A 20,588-nucleotide genomic window follows, 5' to 3' on the forward strand; every position below is an offset into this window, starting at 1 on the left:
GGGCTGTCGCCATGCGCTTTGCGTGCCGCATGCTTGGCGCTGCATCGAGCCGTGTCCGCCCCGCGCCGTCGGAGGCCGCGAGGCGGTGTCGCAAACGGGCGTAGCGGTGCGACGCGTGCAGCCATGCCGCCGGCCGCGTCCGCGCCTGCAAGAACACCATGCACTTGGCTTCCCGTAGCTCGCCGAGCCGGCCGGCGCGATCGGCATGCCGTTGTCTTCGCCATGTCCCGGTATTCGCTTGCCTGGCGTGCACTGTCCTGCGGTGGCCCGAATCGAGTCCGGGTGGACTGCGCCATGTCTACGAAATCGTCCAGTCGGTCCGGGACTGTCCGAATCGCGGTCCGATTGCTTGCTTAGGGTTTACGTTTTGTTTACAAGGTAGGCCACGCCGTCGCGGTGCAGGGGGTCGCAGCGGCCGACCCACATCCTTTCTGGAGAGAGAGACGGATGAATTGCCTGCACCGCCATCCTTTGGTTTTCGCGGTTTCCTTGTCCTTGCTGGCCGGTTCGCCCGCGCTGGCCATCGCCCAGCAGGCCGCGCCCGCTGCCCCCGAGTCCGCCACCACCCTGGACAGCGTCCAGGTCACCGGCACGCGCATCCGCAAGGCCGAGCTGGAGGGGCAAGTGCCGGTGCAGACGCTGAGCCGCGCCGACATCGAACGCACCGGCCTGACCTCGATCGGCGACGTGCTGCAGGAACTGACCGCCTCCGGCTCGGCGTTGAACACCAAGTTCAACTCCTCCGGCAACTTCGGTTTCCCGCCCGACGGCAGCGGCGTCGGCGCCGGTTCGGCGCAGGTGGACCTGCGCCATCTGGGCGCCAAGCGCGTGCTGGTGCTGGTCGACGGCATGCGCTGGGTCAATGAGTCCTCGGCGTCCGGCGTGGGCGCGGCCACCGACCTCAACACCATTCCGCTGGCCATCGTCGAGCGCATCGAGGTGCTGGAAGACGGCGCCTCCTCGCTGTACGGCTCCGACGCGATCGCCGGCGTGGTCAACATCATCACCCGGCGCAAGTTCGACGGCGGCCAGGTCACGCTGAACTACGGCCAGTACGACAAGGGTGACGGCGCCAGCAAGGGCGTGGACCTGGCCTGGGGCCACAGCACCGAACGCACCAGCCTGTTCCTGGGCGCCAGCTACACCAAGCAGGATCCGATCTACGCGCGCGACCGCAAGCAGTCGTTGTATCCGGTGCCCGGCACTGGGCTCAGCTTCGGCAGCTCGGCCACGCCGGACGGCCGCTTCATCTTCGTCGATCCGGTCACCGGCGCCGAGCAGGACCTGACCCCGAACAGCGGCGCCGGCACGCCGACCTACGACGGCAGCGCCGGCTGCACCCGCAGCGACGACTACCACTGCTTCGGCACCGCCGATCGCTACAACTTCGCCGCCTCCAACCTGTTGCTGACACCGTCCGAGCGCAAGGGCGTGTTCGGCCAGTTCCGCTACTTCTTCAACGACGACGTGCAGTGGTACCTGAAGCTGCTCGGCAACCGCCGCGAGTCGACCAACCAGGCCGCGCCGGAGCCGATCTTCCTCGGCCCCGATGCCGGCACCGGCAATCCGCTGGCCGACAACATCGTCATTTCCGCGGCCAATCCGTACAACCCGTTCGGCTTCGACCTGGATTCGTCCAGCAACCTGATCATGATCGGGCGGCGGCCGGTGGAAGGCGGCGCGCGCGTGTTCGAGCAGCGCGTGGACACCCAGTACGTCGGCACCGGCTTCATCGGCAGTTTCGAGAGCGCCGACCGCACCTGGTTCTGGGACGTCAACGGCGCCTACAGCAAGAACAAGGCCGAGCAGACCAACTACGGCAGCTACAACATCTACAACATCAACCTGGCGCTGGGCGACCCGGCCGCCTGCGCGGCGGTTGCCGGCTGCGTGCCGCTGGACATCTTCGGCGGCGCCGGCAGCATCACCCCGGAGATGCTGCGCTGGATCCAGCCGGTGGTGCGCGACCGCAGCCAGAACGAGCTGACCCAGTTCACCGCCAACCTCAGCAGCGACCTGTTCACGCTGCCGGCCGGCGCGGTGTCCTTCGCCACCGGCGTGGAGTACCGCAAGTACGAGGGCTGGTACCAGCCCGATCCGCTGACCGTGATCGGCCACTACAACGGCGTGCCGTCGCTGCCGACCGAGGGCAGCTACAACGTCAAGGAGGCCTACCTCGAACTGAGCGTGCCGATCTTCGCCGACTCGCCGCTGGGCGACAAACTGGACCTGAGCCTGGCCGGGCGCTATTCCGACTACTCCACCTTCGGCGGCGAATTCACCCCGAAGTACGGCCTGCGCTGGCAGGTGTCGCCGGACTTCGTGCTGCGCACCAGCTATGCCGAAGGCTTCCGCGCCCCGACCATCGGCGAGCTGTACGGTTCGGCCGCGCGCGCCGACCTGACCCTGTCCGATCCGTGCTCGATCGGCCTCGGTGGCACCGCGCCGCGCGGCAGTGCAGCCAACTGCGCGACGCTCGGCGTGCCGGCCGGCTATCAGCAGGCCAACTCGCAGATCTCGGTGACCACCGGCGGCAACCGCGCGCTGGAGCCGGAGAAGGCGCGCAGCTTCAGCGCCGGCTTCGTGTGGAGTCCGTGGTTCGCCAGCAACGTGCCGTGGTCGGATCGCTTCGACGTCGAGGTGACCTTCTACCGCCACGACATCGACGGCGCGATCCAGGCGATCAACGCGCAGACCCAGCTCGACCTGTGCGTGGACACGCTGGACGCGACCTATTGCGACGGCATCACCCGCGCTTCCACCGGCGGCATCAACGGCTTCAACAACCGCCTGACCAACCTGGGTTCGATCAAGACCGACGGCTGGGACGTGGATCTGTTCTGGACTTCGCCGGAGACCGCGGCCGGGCGCTTCAAGATCGGCTGGCAGAACACCTTCGTCACCCGCTACGTCGCCACCGGCGCCGCCGGCCAGGTGCAGCCGCAGGAACCGGGCGTGGAAGTGGTGGACAGCGCGATCCCGGAGTGGACCAGTAACCTGACCCTGGACTGGTCGTTGAACCGCTGGAACGCCTCGTGGACGGTGCGGCACATTTCCGAACTGACCGAGCAGTGCGGTGACGCGGTGGCGTTCCCGGTGTGCAGCAACCAGGCCGCCGGCACCAACACGCTCGACGCGATCACCTACCACGACGTGCAACTGGGCTACCGCTTCGACTGGATGAAAGGCCTGACCGTCAGCGGTGGCGTCAACAACGTCTTCGACAAGGATCCGCCGATCTGCCTGTCGTGCTCGCTCAACGGCTATGACGCGTCGACCTACGACATCCCGGGCGGCCGTTATCTGTACGTGCGTGCGGATCTGAAGTTCTAGGGCGCTTCGATCCGCAAGCGGCCACTTGTGGGAGCGACTTCAGTCGCGACGGGCATTACCGATAAATCCCGTCGCGACCGATGGCTAGGCCACCGGAATCGCTTCCCCAATTCCTTGCGAGCCGCCGCATTGTCGCTTCCACAATGCTCCTTGCGAGCCGCCGCATTTCTGTAGGAGCGGCTTCAGCCGCGACGCTTTACCGGTAAAGCCCGGTCGCGGCTGAAGCCGCTCCTGCAGGGAATGCCGCCGCCGCACCGCCAACGCATGCCGCACAGGAAGCGCAGCAGCTGGCTAGCGCAGCATCGCCTGCGGCACTTCGATCTCGGTCGCCACCGCCAGGTGGTCGGAGAACGCGGCCGGTAGCGCGCGCTGCTCGTTGCAGCGCAGGCCGTCGCTGACCAGGATGTGGTCGATCGCGCGCTGCGGGCGCCAGCTGGGGAAAGTCGGCACCACGCAGCCCGGCGGTTGCAGCCGGGTGCGCTTGTACAGGGCCTGCATCTCGGGCCGGTCGGCGACGCAGTTGAAGTCGCCCATCAGCACCGCATTGGGATGGTCGGACAGCAGTTCGGCGATGAACGCCAGTTGCGAGGCGCGCGAGTTGGCGCCCAGCGACAGGTGCGCCACCGCGATCGCCAATCCTTCCGCACCGTCGCCGAACTTGGCCAGCAGCACGCCGCGCCCGCCGAGCCGGCCGGGCAGCGGATGGTCCTGCACTTCGACCGGCTCCAGCCGGCTGAGCAGGCCATTGGCGCTGGAGGCCACACCGCCCATGCGCCGGTTCGGCTGGTGGCTCCAGTAGTTGAAGCCGGCGCGCTCGGCCAGGTAGTGGGTCTGGTTGGTGAAGCCCGAGCGCAGGCTGCCCGGATCGCTTTCCTGCAGGCCGACGATGTCGTGCTCGCGGGCCAGCTGCGCGATCGCATCCAGGCTGCTGCGCTTGCTTCCCGCAGGCAGCGCATGCGACCAGCTGCGGGTCACGTAGTCGCTGTAGCGGCGCGTGCTGGAGCCGGCCTGGATATTGGCGGTGAGCACGCGCAGCGTGCGGGTGGCGGGGGCGGTCACGGCAGAGCGGCCTGGTGGGAGCGGGAGCTTACTTGGCCAGCGCCGCGCGCTCGCGCGCGATCAGGTGATCGGCGATGCGCAGTTTGTCCGGGTAGCTGTTGCCCTTGATCAGATACTTGCCGTTGACGATCAGCGACGGCGTGCCGTCGACGCCGCTGCGCATGGCGAACTGCTTGGCGCGGTTGGTCTTGCTGCTGACCGCGAAGCTGCCCATGGTGTCGGCGAATTGCTTGGGATCCACGCCGTACTTGGCGTAGAAGCCGGCGATGTCCTGCACCGAATCGCGGCCGCGCTCGCCCTTGAGGGTCTGGTCGACGTGGATCGCTTTGTACAGCGCCTCGTGGGTCTTCTCCTGCACGCCCAGCGCCTCGGCGGCGTAGAACGCGCGCGCGTAGTCGTCCCAGGTGCCGCCGAACATCGCCGGCACGTACACGAAATGCACATCCGCGGGCAGGCCGGCCTTCCATGGGCCGACCAGCGGCTGGAAGGCGGCACAGGCCGGGCACACGTAGCCGAACACTTCGGTCACTTCGATCTTGCCATTGGTCGGCTGGAACGGTTGGCCGCCCGGAATCTCCTTATAGTCGGTGCCGGCGACCGGTTCGGCCCCGCTCGGCGCACGCGCCGCGACCGGCGCGGCCGGCGCATCGGCGGCAGGCTGCGCAGCGGCATCGGTCGTCGGGGTGGAGGCGGTTTCGGCAGTGGCGGCCGGCGCGGTGTCGCTGGCGGCGGGCGCCGCCGGCGCTGCGGCCGGCGCGTCGGCGGCCGGGGCGACGGTGTCGGCAGAGCCGTCCTGGGCCTTGCATGCGACCAGGATCGGCAGCAGGGCCATCAGGGTCAGGGCGAAGCGGGTCTTCATCGGCGACATCTCCAGCAGGATGGGGGGCGAAACGCCGGCCGCGCCGAAACGCGCGGCAGGCAACCCCGGCATGATGCCATGGCGTGGATGAAGCGCCGTGTTGCGGGTTCGCGCGGGATTACTTGCCCGCGCGCTCGCGGGCGACCAGCGCATCGGCGATGCGCAGCATGTCCTGGAAATTCTTGCCCTTGACCAGGTACTTGCCGTTGACCACCAGCGCCGGGGTGCCGGGGATGTCGCTGCGCGCGGCGAAGTCGCGCGCGGCCTTGACCTGCGCGGCCACCTGCGGGCTGCTGTAGGCGGCAACGAAGTCCTGCGGCTTGACCCCGTATGCGGCATAGAACGCGGCCAGCTCTTCCGGCGCCACGTTCTGGACCGGCACGCTGTGCTTGTCGTGGATCGCCTCGAACAGGTCGTGGTGGCTGCGGGTCTGCACGCCCAGCTTCTGCGCGGCATAGAAGGCGCTGGCGAAGCTGTCCCAGAAACCGCCGAACGCGGCCGGCACCAGGGTCACCCGCACGTCCTTGCCCTGCTTGCGCGTCCACTCTTCCAGCAACGGCTCGAAGTGCGCGCAGTGCGGGCAGGTGTAGCCGAACACCTCCACCACTTCGATCTTGCCGGCCAGCGGCGCGAACGGCTGCGGTTTGGCGATCAGCGCGTAGTCCTCGCCTTCGACCAGGGCGGCGGTCTTGGGCTGCGCGCAGGCGCTCAGCGGCAACAGGGTGAGCAGGCACAGCAGCAGGCGGGGTAGACGGTTCATGCGATCTCCATGGCAAAAAACGAACGCCGGTCGTGACGACCGGCGCGAGGGGGAAGCGGTGCGGCGCCGCGACGGCGGCGCACGCTCAGGATTGTTGCGCAGGCGCCGCCTGTTGCGGCGAGACCGGCGCCGGTGCGGCCTGCGCCGCGGCCGCGTCGTCGGCACGGTCGTGCAGGCCCTGCAGGTAACTGCCGAGCGCCTTCATCTCCTGCTCGGTCAAGGGCTTGGCCACCTGCGCCATGATCTTGAACAGGGCCGGGTCGCGTTCCTGGGTGGTGCCGGACTGGTACTCCTGCAGGCGCCGCGCCACGTAGTCGGCATGCTGGCCGCCCAGGTGCGGATACGCCGGGCCGGGATTGCCGGCGCCGGTGGGACCATGACAGGCCATGCATGCCGGAATCCCGCGCGCCGGATCGCCGCCACGGTACAGCTGCTGCCCGACCTCGTAGAACTTCATGCCGGCGTACGGGCCTTCGCTGACCACCGCGTCGTCGGCGATGCCGGCGCCGGCCTTCTGCGTGGCGAAGTAGGCGCCGATGTCGCGCATGTCCTGCGCGCTCAGCGGCTGCACGAACGGCAGCATCGCCGCCACCGCGCCGGAGGTGCGCTCGCCGTGCGCGATCAGGGCCATCTGCCGCGCGCTGTAACGTTCGCTCTGACCGGCGATGCGCGGATACATCGCCAGGGACGGGTTGCCGTCGGCGCCATGGCAGGCGGCGCAGGCCGCGGCCTTGGCCTGGCCGGCCTTGGGATCGCCCCAGGCGACCTTGCCGACGTCGCCTTCCAGCGGCGCGGTGCGCACCGGCGCGTTGTCGGGGATGGGAACCACCGAGGTCTGCGCGAACGCGACCGCGGCGGCGATGGAAATTGCTAGACCGGCAAAGGCAAGAACGCGAGCGTGGCGCATTAGCTGAAGCTCCGTGTGACCCGACCCGCGGCTGCCAGGCCGGCGACCGCACTCGCGCGATTATCCCCGCGCGGCGCCCTGCCGGTCAACGAACCCCGCCAGGAGCGGCGGACGTGCGATCCTAGCGCCATGTCGCTGCTCATCGAACGTGCCCAATACCTGCTTTCCGCCCACAATCCCCGGCAGCTGCCGGAGGATGGGGGCTGGGAGGTGGCCTTCGCCGGCCGCTCCAACGCCGGCAAATCCAGCGCGCTGAACGCGCTCACCCGGCAGAACGCGCTGGCCCGCGTGTCCAAGACCCCCGGCCGCACCCAGCAGCTGGTGTTCTTCCAGATCCAGCCCGAGCGTTATCTGGTGGACCTGCCCGGCTATGGCTACGCCAAGGTGCCGCTGGAGCTGCAGGCGCACTGGCAGTCGTTCATCGACAAGTATTTCCGCACCCGCGAGGCCCTGCGCGGCCTGGTGGTGGTGATGGACATCCGCCACCCGCTGAAGGACTACGACCGGCAGATGCTCGGTTACGCGGTGCAGCGCGGACTGCCGGCGCATGCGCTGCTCACCAAGGCCGACAAACTCGGCCGCGGCCAGCAGGCGCAGGCGCTGCAGCAGGTGCGCAAGGATCTGTCCAGTTCCTTCGGCGACACGGTCAGCGTGCAGCTGTTTTCCGGCGAGACCCGCCAGGGCGTGGACGAAGCGCGTGCCATCGTCGGCGGCTGGCTGGGGCTGGACACGGAGCCGACCGCCGCGGCGTGAGCACGGCGGCGCCGGACCTCCGGCGTCTTCTGCGCAGGCGCTGCCTGCGATCGATCGCGAGCGGCGGACGCGGCGGTCCTGTCTGCGTTGGCTGCATCGCATGCGCGATGCCGGGCGCCCGCAGGGGTGGATGCCGGTACGGGCGCAGCCTCATGCATCCAAGCACCGCGAGACGCTTCGCGCCTGACCCTCACCCCAACCCCTCTCCCGGCGGGAGAGGGGCTAGTCGGCTGTTCCTTCTCCCGCCGGGACCATGGCCCCCTTTTTGGGGGAAGGTGCCCCGCAGGGGCGGATGAGGGTACGGGCGCAGCCTTGTGCACCCAACTCCGCGAGTCGCTTTCGCGCCGGACCCTCACCCCAACCCCTCTCCCGACGGTAGAGGGGCTAGTGCCTGTCCCCTTCTCCCGCCGGGAGAAGGTGCCCCGCAGGGGCGGATGAGGGTACGGGCGTAGCCTCGCGCCTCCAAACGCCGCGAGTCGCTTCGCGCCGGACCCTCATCCCAACCCCTCTCCCGGTGGGAGAGGGGCTAGCAGCTGTTCCCTTCTCCCACCGGGAGAAGGTCGCACTCAAGGCGTGGCCGGCAACGGCGCGAACTCGGCCGGGACCCAGGCGAACGCGTCGCCGTCACGGCGCACATGGCCCAGGCCCGGGAATGGCAGATGCGCGCCGGCCACCCACCAGCCGCCGTCGGCGGCCTGGGCCATGGTGCGCCTGCGCGCGGCGATCGCCGCCGTGCGGTCGCTGTCGGCTTCGTAGGAAGCCTGCGGCTGCGCGAACTGCACCGCGTGGTAGTGCACCAGGTCGCCCCACACCAACACCTGCTGGCCATCGCCGCCGTCGAACCGGTAGGACACATGGCCGGGCGTATGTCCGTGCGTATCCAGCGCCACCGCACCGCCCGGCAACGCATCGCCGGGACGGAAGCGGCGCAGCCGGTCCTTGGCCTGGTACGGTGCGGCCGCCGCGCGCGCCAGCGGGAACGCGAACTTCAGCATCTGCGGTGCGCTCGCTTCGCTGGCCGGATCCAGCCAGTACGCGGCATCGGCCGCGCTCAGCCACACCGTGGCGTTGGGATAGGCCGCCTGTCCCTGCGCATCGAGCAGGCCACACATGTGGTCCGGGTGCGCGTGGGTCAGCAGCACGTCGTCCACCTGCGCCGGCGCGTAGCCGGCCGCGCGCAGGTTCGCCAGCACCTGGCCCAGGCCGGGGCCGAAGCAGGTGGCGGTGCCGGTATCGACCAGGGTCAGGTGCGTGCCGTCCTGGATCAGGTAGGCGTTGACCGCGGTCTGCAGGCCCTTGGCGGTTTCCGGCACGTAGCGATGGTCGAGCAGGCGCGCGATCGCCTCCGGGGCGATGTTCGCCAGTTGCGCGCGCGGCAGCGCCACGGTGCCGTCGAACAGGGCGGTGACGCGCAACCGGCCGATTGCCTGGCGATAGACGCCGGGCACCTGCGTCTGGCTGCTGGCCGGCGCGGCGGCATGGGCGGGGGACGGCAGCGTCAGCGCCGCGCTGGCACTCAGGGCCAGCGCGCACAGCGCGCGCAACGGGAACACGGACATGGGGACTTCCTGGCAGAGCGGCAGGCGCCGCGGTACCGGCATGCTGCGCCTGCGCCGCTGCGCGATTCGCTCATTCCGCTGCGCGCGGCGTTCAGCGCCGACGCGGCTCAGTTGCCGATGCTGGACGGGTCCAGGCCGTAGCGTTGCTGGAAGCGTTGGCTGAAGCTGCGCACCGAACGATAGCCGACGTGCGCGGCGACCGTCTTCAGCGGCCAGCGCGTGGTGTAGAGCAGCTGCATCGCATGCGCCAGGCGCGCATCGGCGAGCAGTTCGCGCAAGGAGGTGCCTTCGCTGGCCAGGTGTCGGCGCAAGGTCGCGCCGCTGAGGCCCAGGCTGTCTTCGATGTCGCGCGAGCGCCAGGCGCGTTGCGGCTGCGCGACGACCAGGTCGCGCACCTGCGCGGCCACGCTCGGCGCCGGCGGCATCAACAGGCCGCCGTGGCCGCGCCGGCACAGTGCCACCACCAGGGCCGCCAGCGCCAACCGCGCCTCGGTGTAACGGCCGTCCTGCAGCGCCTGCCGCCATTGCAGCAGGGTGATGCCGAACTCCTCGGCGCGCAGCCGCGCCAGTTCCGCGCCGGCAGCGGGCAGCGGTTCGTTCCACAGCACGCGCGCCGCGCTCAGCGCTTCTTCGCACAGCGGCACCAGCACGCTCAGGTACAGGCCGCTGTGCGGATCCGGGATGTTGACCACATCAATGCGGCAGCGCTGCGTCACCAGGAACAGGTCGCCCGGCACGAAGTCCAGGGTTTGTGTCGCGGTGCGCACCTGCTTGCGTCCCTGCACCAGGATCGCCAGGTGCGGCTGCGGGATATCCACCGAGCGCGCCCCGTGTTCGCGACGCGCGGTGATGCAGGCATAGCCCTCGGCCTGCGTGCAGTCGGCCAGGCTGGCCAGGCGCGCCAGCAGCAAGGCGTCGGAAGAAGTGGTGTCGGCCATGGCCGCCGATGCTACCGCAGCGCACTGCGCGCGCGCTCAGAGTGAAGCGCCGGGCCGCTACATCGCAGCCGGCAGGACCACCACGACTGCGCTGGTGCCGGCCCCGCAAACTGCCGGTCTCGGCGCGCCACAGGCCGCTTCCCCGCGGGTTTGGCCGTTCGCGCCGCGGACAGCCGACGCATATCGCCTCAACGTGCATCACACACTTTAGCCAGCGGCGATCGAAAGAACCGGAGGGCCCCACACCATGCCGGATGAGACTTTAGCGTGGCTAACGAAACGTCACGAGCAGTCGCCAGGCGGGCGCGGACGGCGCACAGAAACTGCAGTGCACAAGTGGTACATGAGGATTTCGAGCGCTGCACGCGCCCGCCTGGCGGCTGCGCAGTCGTTTTGTTAGCTGCTCTTACCTGGGAGGCTGCATGACCTCGATGGTGATCCCGTCGGGTCCGCTGACGTAGGCAACGACGGTTCCCGCGCGTGGCCCGGCCTCGATCGGTCGCGGAGATCCTTTCAAGTGCCATCCCTGCGCCTGGATCCTGGCGACAGCCACGTCGATATCCGTCACGGTGACGGCAAGATGGGCCGCGCCGATCGCGCCAGCGCTTGCGGGTGTCTTGCCCAACGTGCGGGCTGTCGAGTATTCCAGCAGTTCGATGGGAAAGCCGGCAGGCGATACCACCAGCGCCATGCGGCAACGAGGATCGTCGACGCCCGTCACCTCGCGCAGGAAATCGCCGCCCATTTCGCCTGTGCGGACAAGTTCGAAGCCCATGGCCTCAGTCCAGAACGCGATCGCCTCATCCAGCGATGAAACGGAAAATCCCATGTGGTCGACGACGAAGGTACCAGTGTTAATTTTCAGTACTCCAGTTCAGGTTCCGCTTTGAGCGATGGGCGTGCGGTCGCCTCGCACTTCGGGGAAACACGTGTCGGCCATGCCGGTGATGCTACCCAGTACGGTGCGCGTCCGCTCACACATGCACGCCGAACACGTGCCCGATCGCGCCGCTGGCGAGCATCGCCGCCGCGCCCCAGAACACCACACGCACCGCACCGCGCACGCCCGAAGCGCCGCCGGCGCGCGCGGCCAGCGCGCCGGTCAGCGACAGGCCGACCAGGGTCGCCGCGCCGGTCACCCACAATTGCCGGCCGTCCGGCGCCAGCCACGCGGCCACGACCGGCAGCGCCGCGCCGGTGCAGAATGCTGCCGCCGACGCGGCCGCCGCCTGCAACGGCCGCGCGCGCAGGGTCTCGGTGATGCCCAGCTCGTCGCGCGCATGCGCGCCCAGCGCATCGTGCGCGGTCAACTGCTCGGCGACCTGGCGCGCCAGCGCCGCGTCCAGCCCGCGCTGGCGGTAGATGCCGGCCAGTTCTTCCAGCTCGCTGTGCGGGTCCTCGCGCAACTCGCGGCGCTCGATCGCCAGATCGGCGCGCTCGGTGTCCACCTGCGACTGCACCGACACGTATTCCCCGGCGGCCATCGACATCGCGCCGGCGACCAGGCCGGCGATGCCGGTCGCCAGGACCGCCGGCGCGGGTGCGCCGCTGCTGGCCACGCCGACCACCAGTCCGGCCACCGACAGGATGCCGTCGTTGGCGCCGAGCACCGCGGCGCGCAGCCAGCCGGCGCGATCGGCGCGATGCAGTTCGGAGTGGGCGGGGCGCATCGGCTGCCTGCAGGGCGGGGAACAGGCCTGCAGCCTAGCCGAGCGCGCTGCGGCCGGCGGTGCTGCGTCTCACTCTCGCTGGCGCCGACCGGGCGGATCCGTGGAATGCTGCAGTACCGCCGGTAGCGATGTGGGCTTCGCGCCGGTCACGCTATAGTGCGGCCCTTGCGAGGCGGGCGTTCCATCCCCACATCGCCTCATCTTCCGTGCGAGCCTGCCCTTGTCGAGCCCAAGCCACGTTGCCGAAACGCCGATCACCGACCGCAACGAACTGGTCGAGGTGCTGGCCTCCGGCGAAAAGCCCGAAGCGCAGTGGCGCATCGGCACCGAACACGAGAAGTTCGGCTTCCGCCTGGACGACCTGCGCCCGCCGACCTTCGACGGCGAGCGCGGCATCGAGGCCCTGCTCACCGGCCTGACCCGCTTCGGCTGGGAGCCCGTGCAAGAAGGCGGGCATACCATCGCGCTGCTGCGCGACGGCGCCTCGGTGACGCTGGAACCGGCTGGGCAGCTGGAGCTGTCGGGCGCGCCGCTGGAGACCATCCACGACACCTGCGTGGAAGTGGGCAGCCACCTCAACGAGGTCAAGCAGGTCGCCGACGAACTGCGCCTGGGTTTCCTCGGCATGGGCTTCCAGCCGAAGTGGCGCCGCGACGAGATGCCGTGGATGCCCAAGGGCCGCTACCAGATCATGAAGAACTACATGCCCAAGGTCGGCAAGCTCGGCCTGGACATGATGACCCGCACCTGCACGGTCCAGGTCAACCTGGACTACGCCAGCGAAGCGGACATGATCAAGAAGTTCCGCGTGTCGCTGGCGCTGCAGCCGATCGCCACCGCGCTGTTCGCCGACTCCCCGTTCACCGAGGGCAAGCCCAACGGCTACCTCAGCTACCGCTCGCACATCTGGACCGACACCGATGCCGACCGCACCGGCATGCTCGACTTCGTGTTCGAGGACGGCTTCGGCTACGAGCGCTACGTCGACTACCTGCTCGACGTGCCGATGTACTTCTCCTACCGCGACGGCACCTACGTCGACGCCAGCGGGCAGAGCTTCCGCGACTTCATGCAGGGCAAGCTGCCGGCGTTGCCGGGCGCACTGCCGACGCTGCGCGACTGGTCCGATCACATGACCACCGCGTTCCCGGAAGTGCGGTTGAAGAAATACCTGGAGATGCGCGGCGCCGATGCCGGCCCGTGGGGGCGGCTGTGCGCGCTGTCGGCGTACTGGGTCGGCCTGCTGTACGACGATGCCGCGCTGGACGCGGCCTGGGACCTGGTCAAGGATTTCAGCCTGGTCGAACGTCACGCCCTGCGCGACGGCGTGCCGAAGCAGGCGCTGAAGCTGCCGTTCCGCAACGGCACCGTGCAGGACCTCGCCGCCGAGTCGGTGAAGATCGCGCTGGACGGCCTGCGCCGCCGCGCCCGCCTGAACGGCGACGGTCAGGACGAATCGCGCTTCCTGGAACCGCTGGTGGAGATCCTGCACGCCGGGGAGACCGCGGCCGAGCGCAAGCTGGCGCTGTATCACGGGGCGTGGCAGGGGAGTGTCGACCCGGTGTTTTCCGAGTTCGCTTACTGATTGGCGTGCGCCGGCTGCGGTCGATGCAGCTGGCGGCGCTGTATCGCGAAGCCTCGCTTCGGAGAGCGGCTTCATCGACGATGTCGCATCGCACTCCCATGCTATTCGGCGTGCGCCCGCTTGGTGCACAGGGAGAGGGACGCAGCCGGAGCCGGCCGGGGAGTTTCTCCCACGCTGCCGAGAGTAGATACCCCGTTACGCCTTCACCGTCACGGGTGTAACTCATACGCCTGTGCAAACGTCGGATAACGCGGTCGCTGTCTGTGGCCGAACCGCCATCCATGAGCCGGCAAGCCACTGAAAGGTAATGGGAATTCACCTCTTTCCAGACTTCTTCCGATGGTGGATACTCGGTGCAACACCGCTTTTAGGTGGTCCAATAGTAGTTAGGGCTCACTGGCACCATTCACGCAACATGGAGGTATGCAATGAAAGCTGTCGCCGCTGCAACAGTACTGATGGGTTCTTCTCTCACGGCGTTTGCCGCGATGCCGGAGCAGGTCCAGTTCGTTGGCTACATTCAGCACGATGACCTGACGCCGATCACGTTCGACCTCCACTTGCCATCCAGACAAAGTGCTACCTTGGAACTGGCGGATGGCTCAACGCTGGAGCTGGTCACCCCAGGCGGCCAAACCAGCCCGGACGGGGCGCGCATTCGCCTGCTATCGCCCGCCGGCGAGATCATGCACGCCGCCACCGTGCCTGATCCGAGTCTGGCAAGTACGTCGTTCGCATATAGGATCTGCAACGGGCAAGCGACCTACATGAGTCCGGCACCTGCCGTGGTCCCGAAGTGCGGAGCGTGAGCCCTAACTATTCGCTCAAGCCGACGCCACTTCGTGGCGCGGCTTAACTCAAGTGTTAGGCCTCAGATGACAGATCACGAGAATATCCTTCCCGAGGCACTCGTGGTGGTTGAGCGAGATGGGATTCATCGCATCGAGATTCGCGAGGTTCTTCAAGAGGGTGATTCATATTTCCTGGTCTTCGCCAGATCAGATGGATCAAGCGTGCGCGTTCCCATTGACGGCACAAAGCTCAAGAGAACCGTGGATGGGCGAGTTCCTGCGGATCTGATCTACAACGGTGGTGCGCTTATCGCGCCGCGGCAAGAGGTGTGACTCATGGTTCTGTCTCTTGCAGCCTATGGTCTGAGGCCTAACAATTCGTTCAAGCCGAACCCGCTTCGCGGGTCGGCTTAATTCAGTTGTTAGGCCGCAGGAGACACAATGAGCTACGGTTTTCAGCTCTTTCATCCCGTCGTTCGTGAGCACACCGAACAAGGGAAGGAAATCGACGAGTTTGATCACCCGCCTCTTGATCAATCCGCCGTTGAAAGATTCATAGGCAAGCTCGCCAAGTACGGGTACAGCCTTGAGGCCACGACACCGCGGTGCCATGAGTTCGTAAAGAACATCGGTGGCTGTCCCGTCCAAGTGGCTGTGTTTGCGACGGAGATAGCGTTCTCAATTCCGTATTGGCAAAATTCCCAGGAGGTCATATTTGAAGCTCTGCAAGACGCAAGCGAGCTTGCTGAGCCCGAGCATATGGCCTTGTTCAATCCACAGGATGGAGAGTGGGCTGAGGCCTAACAATTCATTCAAGCCGAACCCGCTTCGCGGCTCGGCTTAATTCAGGCGTTAGGCCGTAGTGGAGCAATAGCATCGGGGCTCTCATCTTCGATCAGTTCACTGGCGCGCACGCGGTCGGCTCCGGACAGTGGTTCTCACCGCAACTGGCATCGGGCAGTCCGCCGCTTCGTCATTTCGTGTCACTGCTGTGCGGCACTCATAGCGCCTAGCTTTGGAGCCAACAGGCCCCGTGGCATTGCGGCGCAAGCTTCATCCCGCAAGCTGTGGCACACTCGGCTCAGGCGGGCAGTGCTGGGGAGCACGGTTGCGGTCTCAACCGTTTCGGCCACTCACTGCCTAACAACTCATTCAAGCCGACGTTGCTTCGCAACGCGGCTTAATTCAAGCGTTAGACCGCCGATACTCCAACAGGGTTGAGACATATGAGCCGTTCCATCCTCGTTTTTGTCGTCCTCGGCCTCATGCTGGTGACGGGGTCACTACTTGGGCAGAACGTTCCAGATCCAACCAAGACCACGGAGCTTTCCAGCGTTGCGTTACCATCTGAACTGGATCGAGTGCTTCGCGACTATGAACGCGCATGGCGCGCTGGCGACGCGGTGGCCCTCGCCTCGCTATTTGCGGAGGATGGGTTCGTGCTGCAAAGCAATCGTCCTCCAATCCGCGGACGCTCGGCCATCCAGGCAGCCTATGAGGGCCAAGGCGGCGGCCCATTGCGGCTACGCTCGCTCGCTTTTTCCGCCGGAGACACGATCGGCTACATCATAGGTGCCTACGGTTATGGCGATGCGTCCGGCGACACAGGAAAGTTCACCCTCACTCTGCATCGTGCGCCCGGTGAGCCGTGGCTAATCTTCTCGGACATGGACAATCTGAACACGTCACCAAAAAGTCAGCGTGTGTCAGAGCACTAGAGGGCGGTCTAACAATTCATTCAAGCCGAACCCGCTTCGCGGGTCGGCTTAATTCAGGCGTTAGGCCGCTCATGGAACTTAGGAAGCTCTTCGTAGTATTGCTTGTGGCCCTTGGTGGACTTTCGCTGCTAATGGCCACCACGTTTCTCGTCGCGGCTATCTATGCATCAGCAACAATTCCGGCAGGTCAAGTCAACGATGCTAGTTTTGGCTTTGTGTTTGCATCGTTCTTTGGAGTTGCTGGTCTTGTTCTGTTTGGCTTAGGTAGCAATTTTCAAGTCAGGTCGCATGCCCCGCATTAGCCGACGAGGCACGCGGCCTAACAATTCATTCAAGCCGACGCCGCTTCGCGGCGCGGCTTAATTTATGCGTTAGGCATCAATGGATATTCGGCCTCTATTAGTCAACCTTGAGTCTCCGTACAAAGACTACGACGGGTCCGAGGAGATCGCCCGTGAGGTGGTTCTTGCTGCGCTACGTTGGCCTACGGAATACTGGGTCAGGCTTGCAATTGAGTGGCTCGCGCAAGGTGCGCCAATTGACACTAAGTTCGTAGAAGCTCTAGACGAAGTTGCTCAGCATGTGGGATTTTCGCAGTTAGTTCGTCACAAGGCATTTGCCGTGGCACGTCGTTGGTGTCGCGCAAATGCCTAACATCTCCTTCAAGGCGGACACCTTCGGTGCCGCTTAACTCCAGCGTTAGGCCGTGGTGGAGCAACAGCATCGGTGCTCGCATATTCGACCAGTTCACTGGCGCGCACGCGGTCGGCTCCGGACAGGGGTTCTCACCGTAACTGGCATCGGACAGTCCGCCGCTTCGTCATTTCGTGTCACTGCCGCGCGGCACTCATTGCGCCTAGCTTCGGAGCCAACAGGCCCCGTGGCATTGCGGTGCAAGCTTCATCCCGCAAGCTGTGGCACACTCGGCTCAGGCGGGCAGTGCTGGGGAGCACGGTTGCGGTCTCAACCGTTTCGGCCACTCACTGCCTAACAACTCATTCAAGCCGACGTTGCTTCGCAACGGCTTAATTCAGGCGTTAGGCTCACAGCGAATATGCGGCTACCCATAGTTATTGACGGGCATGGAGACATCAGCATTTTCCGTTCGGTGGAGACTGCTGCTCACTACATTGAGCCCATTGATGTGCGCAACAACGAGTACGTCGCATACGACAGTGCTGGATTTCTACTTCAGCTAGTTCCGACTGAGCCGGTTGTCAGCATCCTCGGCTATCTGTCGGACGTGCCACACCCGGGCCAACTAGAGAAGGCTCTACGTTCGTTCCTGGAGCGTGGCTCTGGCGCCTTCACTCCAACAGAGGCAACGTCCCTTGAGGGACTACTGGCACACTGCATCCACACGTTCGGGTACACGGTGTGAGCCCTAACAATTCATTCAAGCCGAGCCCGCTTCGCGGTCTCGGCAAACTTCAGCCGTCTCGTAGCGGGCCGGCTTAAGGGCACCTCTAAAAACCTCGCCTTTGGCATCATATGAGCTAAAGAAGCAGCCAAGGTTTCCGCGATGATCAGTCTGTTTGCCGGCCACGAACGCGAAACCAAGCGTCATCAGATCGGCGACCCGCTGGCACTGCTGTCGCGGCATATCGACTTTGCTGGGATTGCCCGGGCCGTGGACGCGAAGCTGTCCTTGGGTACCGGCACGCGCGGCGGCCGTCCGGCCTGGCCGACGGAGATCATGGTCAAGCTGTTGCTGTTGCAACAGTTGTACAACCTCTCTGACGATGCGCTGGAGTACCAGGTGTTGGATCGGCGCAGCTTCCAGCAGTTCCTGGGGCTGGAGCACAGCGGCAAGGTACCCGACGCCAAGACGATCTGGGTGTGGCGTGAGCGTGTGAAGGCCAAGGATCTGATGGGCGACATCAGCGCGGCGATCGGCAGGGATCCACATAGATACGGAGATCCGCGATTTGCGTGAGCTCATCGAAACTGCGCCCGGGGTGCAACGTATCCAATCTATCGAGCGGCATCCTAAGGGTGGGCACTCAATTACACTCGACTTTTCCTACGAGGCGTTCGACTCGTTCTTCAAGCACGTAGAGGCGCAAGACTGGATGGCTGTTCTATGAGCCACATCGCCACCGCGCCTAATCACTCGTTCAAGGCGGACGCGCTAACGCGCCGCTTAACTCCAGCGTTAGGGCTTAGAACATGAATCCGAGCGAATTCGTTGATGCGCTGAAGATTGAGTGTGCGGATGCTGCCGTCTCCGGCTGCATAAGCACATATCAATCCCCGCCCGGTCGCAGACCCGCACAAACACTGCTTGATCTTTCCAACTGGTATCGGGGGCTTGGTCCTGCTGATCAGGCCAACGTTATTGCTGCAATGCGAGATGCAGCGGATGCAACGCTTTTTGGCGTACTGTGCGTTATTGACGGTGTTCGAGCGATTGAGGATCATCCTGACAAGTCCGAGTTTAGACTCACAGCGACACGCGGTGGCTCAACCTTCATCATTTCACCAGGGCCTGAGCACCTTCATGACTTGCTGCGCGCTGAGTCCTAACAATTCATTCAAGCCGAACCCGCTTCGCGGGTCAGCTTAACTCGGGTGTTTAGGCATCAGCCATGAGACATCTGTTGCTAGTCCAAAATACATTTCAGATCCCTGGCAGAGGACTCATCCTGGCGCCGGACGTTCCATTTGCATCTCATTTCAATAACTTCAGGGATACGGTTCTGGTTGAGCCTCCTGCAGCTAATCCATTTCAGATTGAGGCAGATTTCTCGCTCACTCACTTCCACCCTGGCGGTTACAAGATTTTTGTCACGCTTCCAAACTTGTCAAAGGCATCAGTGCCGATTGGCAGTGAAATTTCGGCACTGGAGTCGGTGCACACTAGGCTTCTGGCTGCAGATGCCTAACAATTCATTCAGGCCGAACCCGCTTCGCGGGTCGGCTTAACTCATGTGTTAGGCCCATGAAAAGACTTATTGCAACTTTGGCAATGCTTCTTTCAACCTCGGGCGCATCCTGTGCGCAGTCCACTCCGCCAATCGATGTTTCTGGGCTTGCGGAAGCATCCATGAACTTCGACCAAGAGGGAGTCGGCCCATTCCTCGGTAGTCTGTCGCAATCCTTTTCTTCTGGATTCAGCGCCAACCAGGCGGACAAACTTGCCGCAGCAATTGACTCCTTGCCGGTCGAGCAGACTGGCAGCTGGGAGTACGGCGTCACAGTCAACGGCAAGCCCGAGCGCTTGGTGATCGTCGCGTTCAAGGACGACGTTGACGCCCCAGATCTCGCCTTCTATTCGTCCCCAGAGTTGGCCGTCAGCATTCAAAAGCAACTAGAGTCTTTCGCGCAGGCCCAAGGTTGGTAGGGCCTAACAATTAATTAAGCCGATGCCACTTCGCGGCGCGGCTTAACTCAGGTGTTAGGCCCGTAAAAAGAAGAATGCGATGAGCGGATGTTTGTCCACTCACAGCATCGTTCGCCCTGGCAAGGCGCTCGCACCGAAGCCGCGTCGCTGCGCGGCTGTTTCAAGCTTGGGCCGCGTATGGACGTGCCGAGCGCAGACTACGCTGGATACCACTTGCCTCCGCATTGGCGCTCGCCGGCAGCGCGCGGCCGCTGGAACGCCTACCAGCGTCGTGTTGGATCAGGCGCTTGCACACGCCCAATCGTCCAGCGCTGTGCGCGGGCGCCGCTCAGCCCACAGCCGCCTGGCACGGCAACTCCACGCACACCCGCAGCCCGCCTTCGGGGCGGTTGGTCAGGGTGATCTCGCCGCCGTGGGCGAGGACGATGCTGTGCGCGACGGACAGGCCCAGGCCGATGCCGCCGGTGTCGCGGTTGCGCGAGTTCTCGCCGCGGAAGAACGGCAGGAACAGTTGCTCGTGCTGGGCCGGGTCGATGCCGGGGCCGTCGTCGTCGATCCACAGCGTGCAGTCGGCGCCGTCGCGGTGCAGTTGCAGGCGCGCGCGCTTGCCGTACTTCAGCGCGTTCTCAAGCAGGTTCATCACCATCCGTCGCAGCGACAGCGGGTCGCCATCGAGGGTGATGGCCTGGCCCGCGACGAAGCTGACTTCGGCGCCGGTGTCGCTGGCGTCGTCGACCACGCTCTCCACCAGCAGGCGGAAATCCAGCGGCGCGCGGGTGCCGCGGCGGCTGTCGTTGTGGATGAAGTCCAGCGCTGCGGAGATCATCGCCTTCATCTCGTCGATGTCGGCGATGGTCTTGTCGCGCAGCGGCGGCTGCAGGCCTTCCAGGCGGAACGCCAGGCGCGCCAGCGGGGTGCGCAGGTCGTGGGCGATCGCCGCGACCATGTGCGTGCGCTCGTTGATCAGGCGGTTCAGGCGCGCCTGCATGGCGTTGAACGAGTCGGCGGCCTGCACGATTTCGCTGGGGCCGCTGCGCTGCAGCGGCTCCGCATTGGGATTGCGGCCGAGCCGGTCGGCGGCTTCGGCGAAGCGCTTGATCGGCGCGGCCAGCGCGCGCGAGAACCACCACGCCAGCGGCAGCATCGCCAGCAGGCCGGCGACGAACAGCAGCGCGACCTGGGTCTTGAACGCGGTGGAGAAGCGTCGCGGCGGCGAGACCACGCTGCGCCAGCGGCCGTCGGGTTGCTGCAGTGCGGCGGTGAAGCCGCCCAGCAGCGGGGATTCGGGGGCGAAGCCGCGCTCGCGCCAGCGC

18 protein-coding genes, 1 other RNA gene and 2 pseudogenes are annotated in these 20,588 nt (G+C 65.8%); 11 read left to right on the forward strand and 10 right to left on the reverse strand.

What is annotated here, in order from left to right:
- Window positions 1–447: 447 nt before the first annotated feature.
- A complete protein-coding gene (locus JR064_RS10645; protein WP_206229697.1) occupies window positions 448–3,333 on the forward strand; it encodes a TonB-dependent receptor in 2,886 nt (961 codons plus the stop codon).
- Between the two features lie 291 nt (window positions 3,334–3,624).
- Here the strand turns inward: JR064_RS10645 and JR064_RS10650 are convergent, their stop codons facing one another.
- The 4 genes from JR064_RS10650 to JR064_RS10665 form a co-directional block, all read right to left on the reverse strand.
- A complete protein-coding gene (locus tag JR064_RS10650) occupies window positions 3,625–4,392 on the reverse strand; it encodes an endonuclease/exonuclease/phosphatase family protein (protein WP_179567270.1) in 768 nt (255 codons plus the stop codon).
- A 28-nt stretch (window positions 4,393–4,420) separates the two neighbouring features.
- Window positions 4,421–5,251 carry a thiol:disulfide interchange protein DsbA/DsbL gene (locus tag JR064_RS10655; RefSeq protein ID WP_206229698.1) on the reverse strand — a complete coding sequence of 277 codons (831 nt, stop codon included), beginning with the start codon at window positions 5,249–5,251 and terminating at the stop codon, window positions 4,421–4,423.
- A gap of 118 nt (window positions 5,252–5,369) precedes the next feature.
- Complete coding sequence (locus JR064_RS10660) at window positions 5,370–6,011, reverse strand: thiol:disulfide interchange protein DsbA/DsbL (protein ID WP_191825280.1); 642 nt, start codon at window positions 6,009–6,011, stop codon at window positions 5,370–5,372.
- A gap of 85 nt (window positions 6,012–6,096) precedes the next feature.
- On the reverse strand, window positions 6,097–6,918 hold the full coding sequence (locus JR064_RS10665) for a c-type cytochrome (RefSeq protein WP_191825281.1): 822 nt from the start codon (window positions 6,916–6,918) through the stop codon (window positions 6,097–6,099).
- Between the two features lie 129 nt (window positions 6,919–7,047).
- On the opposite strand from JR064_RS10665, the gene yihA reads away from it, so the two are divergent.
- Complete coding sequence (gene yihA, locus JR064_RS10670) at window positions 7,048–7,671, forward strand: ribosome biogenesis GTP-binding protein YihA/YsxC (protein WP_206229699.1); 624 nt, start codon at window positions 7,048–7,050, stop codon at window positions 7,669–7,671.
- A 566-nt stretch (window positions 7,672–8,237) separates the two neighbouring features.
- Here yihA and JR064_RS10675 read toward each other — a convergent pair.
- The 5 genes from JR064_RS10675 to JR064_RS10695 form a co-directional block, all read right to left on the reverse strand.
- On the reverse strand, window positions 8,238–9,230 hold the full coding sequence (locus tag JR064_RS10675) for an MBL fold metallo-hydrolase (protein ID WP_206229700.1): 993 nt from the start codon (window positions 9,228–9,230) through the stop codon (window positions 8,238–8,240).
- Between the two features lie 107 nt (window positions 9,231–9,337).
- Entirely contained in the window at window positions 9,338–10,168 is an 831-nt protein-coding gene (locus JR064_RS10680; protein ID WP_191825283.1) for a helix-turn-helix transcriptional regulator, read from the reverse strand.
- A gap of 269 nt (window positions 10,169–10,437) precedes the next feature.
- A non-coding RNA gene (locus JR064_RS10685) (sX9 sRNA) lies at window positions 10,438–10,513 on the reverse strand.
- 61 nt (window positions 10,514–10,574) lie between these two features.
- Window positions 10,575–10,997: a VOC family protein gene (locus JR064_RS10690; protein ID WP_191825284.1), complete on the reverse strand. Its 423-nt coding sequence runs from the start codon at window positions 10,995–10,997 to the stop codon at window positions 10,575–10,577.
- A gap of 145 nt (window positions 10,998–11,142) precedes the next feature.
- Entirely contained in the window at window positions 11,143–11,838 is a 696-nt protein-coding gene (locus JR064_RS10695) for a VIT1/CCC1 transporter family protein (RefSeq protein ID WP_191825285.1), read from the reverse strand.
- Between the two features lie 220 nt (window positions 11,839–12,058).
- Here JR064_RS10695 and JR064_RS10700 point away from each other — a divergent pair, with 220 nt between their 5' ends.
- From JR064_RS10700 to JR064_RS10740, 9 genes and pseudogenes are all read left to right on the forward strand, one after another.
- Window positions 12,059–13,423 (forward strand): glutamate--cysteine ligase, encoded by a 1,365-nt coding sequence (locus tag JR064_RS10700; RefSeq protein WP_206229701.1) that lies wholly within the window; start codon window positions 12,059–12,061, stop codon window positions 13,421–13,423.
- Between the two features lie 428 nt (window positions 13,424–13,851).
- Window positions 13,852–14,232 (forward strand): hypothetical protein, encoded by a 381-nt coding sequence (locus tag JR064_RS10705; RefSeq protein WP_206229702.1) that lies wholly within the window; start codon window positions 13,852–13,854, stop codon window positions 14,230–14,232.
- A gap of 66 nt (window positions 14,233–14,298) precedes the next feature.
- Complete coding sequence (locus JR064_RS10710) at window positions 14,299–14,547, forward strand: hypothetical protein (protein WP_191825289.1); 249 nt, start codon at window positions 14,299–14,301, stop codon at window positions 14,545–14,547.
- A gap of 108 nt (window positions 14,548–14,655) precedes the next feature.
- Window positions 14,656–15,018, forward strand: a complete 363-nt coding sequence (locus tag JR064_RS10715) for a hypothetical protein (RefSeq protein WP_191825290.1) — start codon at window positions 14,656–14,658, stop codon at window positions 15,016–15,018.
- 461 nt (window positions 15,019–15,479) lie between these two features.
- A complete protein-coding gene (locus tag JR064_RS10720; protein WP_206229724.1) occupies window positions 15,480–15,932 on the forward strand; it encodes a YybH family protein in 453 nt (150 codons plus the stop codon).
- Window positions 15,933–17,454: 1,522 nt separating this feature from the next.
- Window positions 17,455–17,787: pseudogene (locus JR064_RS23370) on the forward strand (transposase); the annotation flags it as partial.
- Between the two features lie 314 nt (window positions 17,788–18,101).
- Window positions 18,102–18,458 carry a hypothetical protein gene (locus JR064_RS10730; protein WP_191825292.1) on the forward strand — a complete coding sequence of 119 codons (357 nt, stop codon included), beginning with the start codon at window positions 18,102–18,104 and terminating at the stop codon, window positions 18,456–18,458.
- A 62-nt stretch (window positions 18,459–18,520) separates the two neighbouring features.
- Entirely contained in the window at window positions 18,521–18,817 is a 297-nt protein-coding gene (locus tag JR064_RS10735; RefSeq protein ID WP_206229703.1) for a hypothetical protein, read from the forward strand.
- A gap of 161 nt (window positions 18,818–18,978) precedes the next feature.
- A complete protein-coding gene (locus tag JR064_RS10740; RefSeq protein WP_191825293.1) occupies window positions 18,979–19,275 on the forward strand; it encodes a hypothetical protein in 297 nt (98 codons plus the stop codon).
- A gap of 328 nt (window positions 19,276–19,603) precedes the next feature.
- Here JR064_RS10740 and JR064_RS23375 read toward each other — a convergent pair.
- A pseudogene (locus tag JR064_RS23375) lies at window positions 19,604–20,563 on the reverse strand (ATP-binding protein); the annotation flags it as partial.
- Between the last annotated feature and the right edge of the window lie 25 nt (window positions 20,564–20,588).

It is taken from the genome of Xanthomonas bonasiae, assembly GCF_017163705.1.
Taxonomy (GTDB): Bacteria; Pseudomonadota; Gammaproteobacteria; order Xanthomonadales; family Xanthomonadaceae; genus Xanthomonas_A; species Xanthomonas_A bonasiae.